The 1,544-nt window shown below is 59.0% G+C and carries 2 protein-coding genes; one reads left to right on the forward strand and one right to left on the reverse strand.

Annotated elements, in window-relative coordinates; translation table 11 throughout:
- Positions 1-460: 460 nt before the first annotated feature.
- Positions 461-1,228 (reverse strand): terminase gpA endonuclease subunit, encoded by a 768-nt coding sequence (locus tag FYK55_RS28665; RefSeq protein ID WP_150080050.1) that lies wholly within the window; start codon positions 1,226-1,228, stop codon positions 461-463.
- Between the two features lie 41 nt (positions 1,229-1,269).
- On the opposite strand from FYK55_RS28665, the gene FYK55_RS28670 reads away from it, so the two are divergent.
- Positions 1,270-1,544, forward strand: a 275-nt coding sequence (locus tag FYK55_RS28670) for a recombinase family protein (protein WP_150080051.1), incomplete at its 3' end; no start/stop codon positions are given.

Consider the following 1,544-nt stretch of genomic DNA (forward strand, 5'->3'; position numbering starts at 1 on the left):
TGTACCAGTTGGTTGCATTTGTCGCAGTGTCTTACGCCTTGCCTGTCTGTTGCGGCAAGCTCTTCCCACTTCATTGGGCATTCGAATTGGAATGCGTATTTGCAATTCCAAATTTCGGACGACAAAACTGTTGAATGACTCATGCTGTTCGGCAACTCATTTTTTGGCGGGATAACTAGAGCATACCCAGCGTACAGCTCCGGGCATTTAGTTTAGCCCATCGATCGGATCGAATGAACTATCCGCTTTTCCGCACATCACATTATTGAACCCCTCAAGGTCGCTACCGCTATAGCGGACCAGCGCCCTTAAAACAGTTCTTCTGTGGGAGACCCAACAGGCCGAGTCTGGACCGACCGATCTTTCTTGCCAGGGAAGCGGATTCAATTTGGTGTGGGCCACCGACGCGGGCCAGGAATGCGTATGTCGGGCACATTGACTAGGCCTCGCTTCCTGCACGTTACCGATCCCCGATATTCCCCACCTCCGCCGCCATCTGCCGCAGCGACCGCCTCGGCCGGCGAACCCGGTGTTCTTCAACAAGCCGCACGCCGCAGAAGTGACTCGCCGCACAGGCGTTGTACAGGGCATCGAACCAGTGGTTCTGACGGCGCAAGCGTTCCCACTTCACCACGACGCCCTTGCCGGCGACAAACTCCTCAACCTTCTGCTCGGCCGTCAGGTGCTTGGCCAGCGCCATGTGCTCGTGCGGGGCAGCCTGGAAAAGTTTGATTGCCCCGGGAGTCTCCAGCGGCGTCGTGAGACGCGCATGGACCCGGCTTTTCCAGTGGTCGGAGTCGATCTCCACGAGCTGCAGTCGCTCGGTGCGGAGATAGCTGAAGTGGTAGCCTTCTCCGATGTGTTTGACGATCGATCCGGTGGTCTTCGGGCGGTTGTACCACTGACGATGTTGCTGGGCGACGCCGCGGCCGACGGCGGGACGGTAACGCTTTTCCCCCATCTGACGACAGAACGCGTAGACAACCGGCGTCATGTATCCCGCATCGACCCAGACTTGGTTCGGCCGAACGATCTCTCCGTGGGCGTTGCCGATTGGCCAACCGGACTGAGCCAGATCCTTGAATTCACGCAGCGCGACCGCGGTGGCCTTTTCGACGCCTAAATCGTCGGTTGGCACTTCAATGCGTCCGTAGTCGACGATCTGTCCGCTGCCGCTTTCGGACCAGGCGACGAGAATCCAGTGGTTGAGGTATTTGCCTAGGTCCATGCCGGCAGTCAGGCGGAACGTGCCGTCGGGCACCCAGCTCGATGGGGCGGCTGATTCTCAACGTGCTGTTGTCTTTCGCACAGTTCGAACGCGAGATGATCTCGGAGCGGACCCGTGACAAGATCGCCGCGGCACGGCGCAAGGGGAAATGGTCCGGCGGGATGCCCGTCTTGGGTTACAACGTCGTGGATCGAAAACTGGTGGTCGATGAGACGGAAGCAGAGCGGGTGAGAGAGATCTTCGAGATGTACCGCCAGCGGAAGTCGCTATTGGATGTAGCCCGGGAGATCAACGGCCGGGGCTGGCGCACCAAACG

This window comes from Roseiconus nitratireducens (assembly GCF_008629675.1).
Lineage (GTDB): Bacteria > Planctomycetota > Planctomycetia > Pirellulales > Pirellulaceae > Stieleria > Stieleria nitratireducens.

What these genes read in the sequence shown, in the direction of transcription:
- FYK55_RS28665 (WP_150080050.1), bottom strand. Translation starts at nt 1,228, where the DNA reads ATGGACCTAGGCAAATACCTCAACCACTGGATTCTCGTCGCCTGGTCC.